This window comes from Chryseobacterium sp., assembly GCF_045629545.1.
GTDB lineage: Bacteria > Bacteroidota > Bacteroidia > Flavobacteriales > Weeksellaceae > Chryseobacterium.
Map to the genome: position 1 here is coordinate 134,333 of NZ_JAZQRK010000045.1, position 7,563 is coordinate 141,895.

Annotated in this window: 8 protein-coding genes and 1 tRNA gene; all 9 read left to right on the forward strand. The window is 33.5% G+C overall.

From position 1 onward, the window contains the following. The first annotated feature begins 13 nt into the window (after positions 1-13). Positions 14-1,429 carry an efflux transporter outer membrane subunit gene (locus ACKI42_RS11270; RefSeq protein ID WP_407405469.1) on the forward strand — a complete coding sequence of 472 codons (1,416 nt, stop codon included), beginning with the start codon at positions 14-16 and terminating at the stop codon, positions 1,427-1,429. 199 nt (positions 1,430-1,628) lie between these two features. Continuing rightward, positions 1,629-1,701, forward strand: a tRNA-Ala gene (locus ACKI42_RS11275). Positions 1,702-1,735: 34 nt separating this feature from the next. After that, complete coding sequence (locus ACKI42_RS11280) at positions 1,736-2,107, forward strand: hypothetical protein (RefSeq protein ID WP_407405471.1); 372 nt, start codon at positions 1,736-1,738, stop codon at positions 2,105-2,107. Positions 2,108-2,251: 144 nt separating this feature from the next. Further along, complete coding sequence (locus ACKI42_RS11285; RefSeq protein WP_407405473.1) at positions 2,252-2,818, forward strand: C40 family peptidase; 567 nt, start codon at positions 2,252-2,254, stop codon at positions 2,816-2,818. Between the two features lie 41 nt (positions 2,819-2,859). Next, the gene (locus tag ACKI42_RS11290) at positions 2,860-3,672 is read left to right on the forward strand and encodes a 2,3,4,5-tetrahydropyridine-2,6-dicarboxylate N-succinyltransferase (protein ID WP_407405475.1); all 813 of its coding nucleotides are present in this window, start codon (positions 2,860-2,862) and stop codon (positions 3,670-3,672) included. Positions 3,673-3,677: 5 nt separating this feature from the next. Next, positions 3,678-4,352, forward strand: coding sequence for a glycosyltransferase family 32 protein (locus ACKI42_RS11295; protein WP_407405477.1), 675 nt, complete (start codon positions 3,678-3,680; stop codon positions 4,350-4,352). Then, complete coding sequence (locus ACKI42_RS11300) at positions 4,336-5,433, forward strand: glycosyltransferase family 4 protein (protein WP_407405479.1); 1,098 nt, start codon at positions 4,336-4,338, stop codon at positions 5,431-5,433. Before ACKI42_RS11295 ends, ACKI42_RS11300 begins: the two co-directional genes overlap by 17 nt. Positions 5,434-5,670: 237 nt before the next feature. Then, positions 5,671-6,528 (forward strand): ATP phosphoribosyltransferase, encoded by an 858-nt coding sequence (gene hisG, locus ACKI42_RS11305; protein WP_407405481.1) that lies wholly within the window; start codon positions 5,671-5,673, stop codon positions 6,526-6,528. Between the two features lie 71 nt (positions 6,529-6,599). Then, a partial coding sequence (gene hisD, locus ACKI42_RS11310; protein ID WP_407405483.1) for a histidinol dehydrogenase occupies positions 6,600-7,563 on the forward strand: 964 nt, incomplete at its 3' end.

Below are 7,563 nucleotides of genomic sequence, written 5' to 3' on the forward strand. Positions count from 1 at the left end.
AGAGTATTAAGTAATGAAAAAAATATCAATAATTATTAAAGGAACTGCTTATACAGTTCTTACTGCAGCCTTATTGTCTTCTTGTGCTGTCAGAAAGGAATACGAGAGACCAAAGGATATTGTGGATGAAAAATTATTCAGAACAGATATGCTACCACAAGATAGTATTAGTTCTTCTAATATCTCTTGGAAAGAAATCTTCACTGATCCCATTCTTCAAAGTCATATCACAAAAGCGCTAGATGCCAATCTTGATGTAAGGATCGCTTTAGAAAATATCAATTCTGCAGAAGCTTATTTGAAACAAAGCAAAGCTGCGTATTTACCTACCCTAACGGTGGGCCCTAATTATACTTTTCAAACACAATCTGTAAATACGCAATTCGGGCAAATTTTGGGAGAGAGAAGATATGTCAATCAATTTGACATAACGGCGTCCTTAGGCTGGGAAGCAGATCTTTGGGGAAAACTTAAAGCACAAGAAAAGTCTCAACTGGCATCTTTACTCGGCAATGTTGCAGCGCATCAATCTGTAAAAAGTGGGTTAATTGCATCTATTGCTTCTACTTATTATCAGCTACTTACTTTAGATAATCAAAAGAAAATAATTCAATCCACCATTAAAGTTCGAGAGAATAATTTTGAAACTACAAAAGCTTTAAAACAAGCTGGTACCCTTACTGAAGTAGCTGTTCAACAAAGTGAGGCGTTGGTTTATAATGCCCAATCTTTACTTATTGATATCGAGACACAGATTCTAATGTTGGAAAATACGATGAGTTTATTGAAGGGTGAATCTTCTCATGCAATCGAAAGAACTAGTCTGGAAAGCCAAGTATTACCAGAAAAATTTTATTTGGGATATTCAGCAGACTTATTAGCTAATAGACCCGATGTGATGAGAGCCGAATATAATCTAATGAATGCATTCGAACTTACCAACGTGGCAAAAGCCCAATTTTATCCCACGCTTAGAATAACTGGAAGTACGGGCCTTCAGACTGTAAGTATAGATCATCTATTTAGTTTGAATTCTTTTTTCGCAAATATTGTTGCAGGACTTGCTCAACCTATTTTGAATAGAAGACAAATTAAAACAAACTATGAAGTAAGCATTGCCAATAAAGAAATTGCCTATTTAAACTTTAGGAAAACACTTCTTACTGCTGGAAAAGAAGTATCTGATGCTCTTAGAGTTTTTACGGTGCAAGATTCTTTTATAGCATTAAAAACTAAAGAGTTGAATGCCTATAAAAATTCTGTAGATTATTCTCAAGAATTGGTGAATTATGGAATGGCAAACTACTTGGAAGTATTGAATGCAAATGTTAATTCCTTAAATGCTGAGCTCAACATTTCAAACGCAAAATTCAACAAAATGAAAGCTGCAGTCGATTTATATAAATCTTTGGGTGGGGGTTGGAAATAACCTTTCACTTATTTTTAAAATATTTTTTAACGTGTGCAGTTTTGCATGCGTTTTTTTTGTGTCTTTTTTAAATATAATCAATTTATTTCCGTTTCTATCTGTAAATCTCATTACACTTGAATTAAATTTAACAAAATATTTGCAAATCACGTTTATTTACTTACTTTTGTACCAGTTCGAAGAGAAAACTCGAAATTATGGGGAATTAGCTCATCTGGTAGAGCGTTAGACTGGCAGTCTAAAGGTGACGGGTTCGATCCCCGTATTCTCCACGTATTTTATAATGACCAAATTCTACAAAAAGCTATGAAAAAACTTTTTTTACTTCTTTTTACTTCTTTTTTATTAATCGGATGTAGTGATAACGATGAAACTATCTATGATTATATCGGCACATGGTCAGGTACATATGATGGTAACGATAAAGGTATGTGGAATTTTGTAGTGTCAGATGATGGGAAGGTAATAGGTACAATGCATTCTGAAACAGCCAATGAAAATTACACGATTTCTGGACACTTGAATACTTCTGGACAGCTGACAGCAACGGTAGGACTTCCTGAGGATGGAGAATTTATAGGTACTTTGGTAGATAAGAAAGGAAATGGCAATTGGAATAACAATCTTACCAATCCTACAAGAACAGGAACTTGGACTGGTAAAAAAAATAGTAAATAAGATTTTTTATAATTTCATATATCGACCTGTAATTTTTTATTACAGGCTTTTTTGTGCTTTGACGTCACAATAAATTCGATTTTTATAGAGCAATAATTTTTATATTTGTATCAATAATGTATCAGATTAAAAATAAAAGATAATATGACCGTTTATTCAATCAGTAAAAATTCTAAATACCGTTTCTTATTTGCAATAGCTATTGTTGCGATGTCTATTATTTCATGTGGGAGTTCAAAAAATTTCGCTAACAAATCTAATTCTCACACAACCACGAAAAAAGAAAATCTTAGGAAATTAGGTTCTAAAAACAATGATAAAATTTCGGGTTCTGTGAAAAGAATTCTAAACGATGCCGAAAAGTATTTAGGAAGTCCATACAAATTTGGTGGTAATACAGCTGCTGGGTTTGATTGTTCGGGTTTTACCGTAAAGGTATTTCAAGAAAATAACTTTTCACTTCCACGAAGATCAGAAGATCAGTCTAATGTAGGGAAAAATATCAATATCATGGAAACCAAACCTGGAGACCTTCTATTTTTCGCTACGGGAGGAGGAACTCGTGTTTCCCATGTTGGTTTAGTACATAGTATTGGAAGCGATGGAGAAATAAAATTTATTCATTCTTCTACTTCAAAAGGAGTAATTATTTCTTCACTCAACGATAAATATTGGAATAAAGCTTATTTACATGCGCAAAGAGTTTTGTAAATTTGCGATCAATTTGACTAAAATAATTAAAATAAAAAAGAATGTCATTACAACAAACAATTGAAAACATCTGGGACAACAGAGATTTATTACAAAATGAAGAGAGTAAAAGTGCGATAAGAGAAGTAATTTCTTTATTAGATACAGGAGAACTTCGCGTTGCTGAACCTACAGAAAATGGGTGGCAAGTGAACGAATGGGTAAAGAAAGCAGTTGTAATGTATTTCCCTATCCAAAAGATGGAAACAATTGAAGTAGGTCCTTTTGAATATCATGACAAAATGCCTTTGAAAAGAAACTATGCAGAAAAAGGTGTGAGGGTAGTTCCTAATGCTGTTGCTAGAGAAGGTGCTTATATTGCATCTGGTGTTATTTTGATGCCATCTTATGTAAATATCGGTGCATACGTAGATTCTGGTACTATGGTAGATACTTGGGCAACTGTAGGAAGTTGTGCACAAATTGGTAAAAATGTTCACCTTTCTGGTGGTGTTGGTATTGGTGGTGTACTAGAACCTCTACAAGCTGCTCCAGTAATTATAGAAGATGATTGTTTTATTGGTTCTAGGTGTATCGTGGTAGAAGGCGTACATGTAGAAAAAGAAGCAGTCTTAGGTGCGAATGTAGTTCTCACTGCATCTACAAAAATAATTGATGTTACAGGATCAGAACCTATCGAAATTAAAGGAAGAGTGCCAGCACGTTCTGTAGTGATCCCAGGAAGTTATACAAGACAATATCCTGCTGGAGAATTCCAAGTGCCTTGCGCATTAATTATTGGACAGCGAAAAGAATCTACAGATAAAAAAACATCTTTGAATGATGCTTTAAGAGAAAATAACGTAGCAGTTTAATCTTTATGTCAATCCCGAAACAAATATTCCAGACCTTCAAGGATGATAATTTACCTTGGCTTACCAAATTTCACATCAATAGAATGCTCAATAAGAATCCTGAGTATCAATATCATTTCTATGATGATGAAAGGATGCAATTTTTCCTTAAGGAAGAGTTTCCATCGGAGTATCTTAAATCCTACAATAGATTAACTATAGGTGCAGCCAAAGCTGATTTTTTCAGATATGCGATATTATACAAGAAAGGAGGTATATATTTGGACGTTGATAGTGGATTGAAAAAGCCATTGCGAGAATTTATCTTGGAAGATGACTGCGCATTGGTAACAGATGAAATTCCTTATACTTACTATGTACAATGGGGGCTGGCTTATGAAGCCGGTCACCCATTTTTAAAGAAAACAATAGACAATATGATGGATAATATTGCCAAAAATCCATATCCTCACAATGTACACAAAACTACTGGACCCACTGTTTATACGGATTCTGTAAAACAATGTTTGGCAGAAGATCCCACAATTCCGCATCGTTTTATGAAGCCCCATTATGACAACGGTATGCAGTTTAAGTACAAATTGGGCAAATTTTTTCTTTACAGCGACAAATCAGAGCATTGGAAAAGAAAACAGCTCACTCAAAACATAATAAAACCTGAGGATGAAAATAGCATATGATGCAAAACGTTTTTTCAATAACGCCTCTGGATTAGGCAATTATTCTCGCGATCTTATCAGAATTTTATCTAAATATTTCCCAGAAAATAAATATCTATTATTCAATAATAACAAATCTGAACGTGGATCTGAAATTTTAAAATATTCATCCACAGAATTTATAGAAATTTCAAAAGGAAAATTCTCACGTCAACTCCTCATGGGAAAAGATGCGCAAAAGCAAAATGCAGACATTTTCCATGGTTTATCGGGCGAATTACCATTACGTTGGGACAATACGCCTATAAAAAAAGTGGTTACTATTCACGATTTAATATTTATACGTTATCCCAAATATTATTCTTTTTTTGATCGTAAAATTCATTTGTGGAAATTTAAAAAAGCTGCCATTTCATCAGATAATATTATTGCGATATCTGAGCAAACAAAAAATGATATTGTTGAATTTTTAAAAGTTCCAGAATCAAAAATTAAGGTGATTTACCAAGGTTGCCATCAATCATTTAAAGAAAATCAATCTGAAGATTTTATTTTAGAAACTAAGAGTAAGTTCAATCTACCAAAAAGATTTATCCTTAATGTAGGAACAATCGAGGAGCGAAAGAATCTATTAAATATTGTAAAAGCGATTAAAGATTCAGAAATTCCACTCGTAGTAGTGGGTAAAAAGACAAAGTACTTCAAGAAAATTGAAACTTTTATCAATAGAAATAAAATGCATCAACAAATTTTATTTTTAGAAAATGTATCTATGAAAGAATTGGCTGCCATCTACAAATCTGCAGATATTTTTGTGTATCCAAGTTTATTTGAGGGTTTCGGTATTCCTATTATTGAAGCTCTATTTTCAAAAACAATAGTCATTACAAGTAATTCTAGCTCTTTGCCCGAAGCTGGAGGCAAAGATTCGGTGTATATAGATCCTAAGAATTATTTGGATATTCAGGCAAAAATAAATTTTCTTTGGGAGAACGAATCCGAAAGAAAACGCCGTGCAGACAAAGGTTTCGAGTATGTTCAACGTTTTAATGATGAGACGATTGCTAACGAACATAATAATTTTTACAAAAACATTCTTTAAAAAGTAGTTTGGATAGAATATTTATCTTAAATTTGCAACATACTATTCAAAATGAAGTCAATAATTTTAGCATTACATCATCATCATCACTGTTAAGACGGAGTTGATTTCTATTTGTGCTAAAAATTACATAAAATATTAAACCGTCTGAGTTATTCGACGGTTTTTTTGTTTCTAAAATTTACTCCTAAGACAATCTTAACTGTTTTCAATTACTCAGACAAAAAATAAAAAATTATGAGTAAACTCAAGATTGCCATCCAAAAAAGTGGTCGTTTGTATGAAGAATCTATCCAACTGCTTAAAGATTGTGGTATTTCTGCATCCAACGGAAAGGATCAATTGAAAGTTTCTGTAGAGAATTTCCCTATGGAAATTATGTATCTTAGAAACTCGGATATTCCTCAATATTTGGAAGATGGAGTGGTAGATATCGCAATTGTAGGAGAGAATCTACTCATCGAAAAAAATAAGAAAATAGATATTGTAGAGAAATTAGGTTTTTCTAAGTGTCGTGTTTCTTTGGCAGTCCCTAAAGATATTGATACCAATGATTTGTCATTTTTTAATGGTAAAAAGATTGCGACTTCTTATCCTAATACTGTAAGAGAATTTTTAATTAAAAATAATATTCAGGCGGATATACACATCATTTCTGGTTCTGTAGAAATTGCTCCAAATATAGGTTTGGCTGATGGCATTTGCGATATCGTAAGTTCTGGAAGTACATTGTTTAAAAACGGTTTGAGGGAAACAGTCACTATTCTTAATTCTGAAGCAGTTTTGGCTAAAAATAAAGATCTTAGTGAAGAAAATGAAGCACTTTTATCTAAATTATTGTTTAGAATTAATGCAGTGCAAACTGCAAGAAATTCTAAATATATTTTGATGAATATTCCGAACAATAAAATTGCAGAAGTTACCAAGATTTTACCTGTTTTGAAATCTCCAACGGTTCTTCCTCTTGCAGAAGAAGGTTGGTCTTCTATCCACACCGTAATCAAGGAAGATGCTTTTTGGGACATAATTGAGCAATTAAAAGCTGCCGGAGCCGAAGGAATTTTAGTGTTAGAAATTGAAAAAATGATTTTATAATTTTTGATTGACGATTTACAATTTACGATTGATTCGTAGTTCGTAATTCTAAAATCGTAATTCGATAAAAAATGCAAACTTATATAAACGCACAACTTTCGGATTGGTCAGCGTTAACTTCTCGACCAACAAAAGAAGCACAAGATTTACAAAAAATCGTTTTAGATGTTTTTGGAAAAATTCAAACCGAGAAAGATCAATCGTTAATCTACTTTACAGAGCAATTTGATAAAGTTCGCATAACATCTTTAGAAGTTTCTGTTGAGGAAGTTGAGGAAGCAAAATCGTTAATTTCAGAGGAGTTGAAACAAGCGATTCAACTAGCGGCATCAAACATCGAGAAATTTCACACGGATCAACGTGAAGAAGTAAAAGTCATCGAAACGACGAAAGGTGTCAACTGTTGGAGAGAATCTCGCGGAATCGAAAATGTCGGAATCTACATTCCTGGCGGAACAGCGCCGTTGTTTTCTACAACTTTAATGTTAGGTATTCCGGCTAAATTAGCCGGATGCGAAAACATTATTTTATGTACGCCTCCAAACAAAGAAGGAAAAATTCACCCAGCCATTTTATATACAGCGAAATTAATCGGAATCGAAAAAATCTACAAAGTCGGCGGAATTCAAGCGATTGGCGCTTTAACTTTTGGTACAGAAACGATTCAGAAAGTTGATAAAATTTTTGGTCCAGGAAACCAATATGTAACGGCTGCAAAACAAGTCGCTCAAAATTTTGGAGTTGCAATTGATATGCCTGCAGGTCCAAGTGAAGTGTTAGTAATTGCAGATGAAACTTCGGTTCCTAAATATGTGGCTGCCGATTTATTATCGCAAGCCGAACACGGAATTGATTCGCAAGTGATCTTATTAACAACAAACGAGCAAACATTAAACGAAACAATTGCCGAAATCAACACGCAATTAGAAGTTCTTCCAAGAAAAGATTTAGCGGCTAAAGCTTTAGAAAATTCGAGAGGAATTGTTTTAAACTCAATCGAAGAATGTGTTGCTTTTTCGAATATTTATGCGCCGG

Coding starts and splice junctions, on each gene's coding strand:
- ACKI42_RS11270 (WP_407405469.1), top strand. CDS start 14: ATGAAAAAAATATCAATAATTATTAAAGGAACTGCTTATACAGTTCTT.
- ACKI42_RS11280 (WP_407405471.1), top strand. CDS start 1,736: ATGAAAAAACTTTTTTTACTTCTTTTTACTTCTTTTTTATTAATCGGA.
- ACKI42_RS11285 (WP_407405473.1), top strand. CDS start 2,252: ATGACCGTTTATTCAATCAGTAAAAATTCTAAATACCGTTTCTTATTT.
- ACKI42_RS11290 (WP_407405475.1), top strand. CDS start 2,860: ATGTCATTACAACAAACAATTGAAAACATCTGGGACAACAGAGATTTA.
- ACKI42_RS11295 (WP_407405477.1), top strand. CDS start 3,678: ATGTCAATCCCGAAACAAATATTCCAGACCTTCAAGGATGATAATTTA.
- ACKI42_RS11300 (WP_407405479.1), top strand. CDS start 4,336: ATGAAAATAGCATATGATGCAAAACGTTTTTTCAATAACGCCTCTGGA.
- hisG (WP_407405481.1), top strand. CDS start 5,671: ATGAGTAAACTCAAGATTGCCATCCAAAAAAGTGGTCGTTTGTATGAA.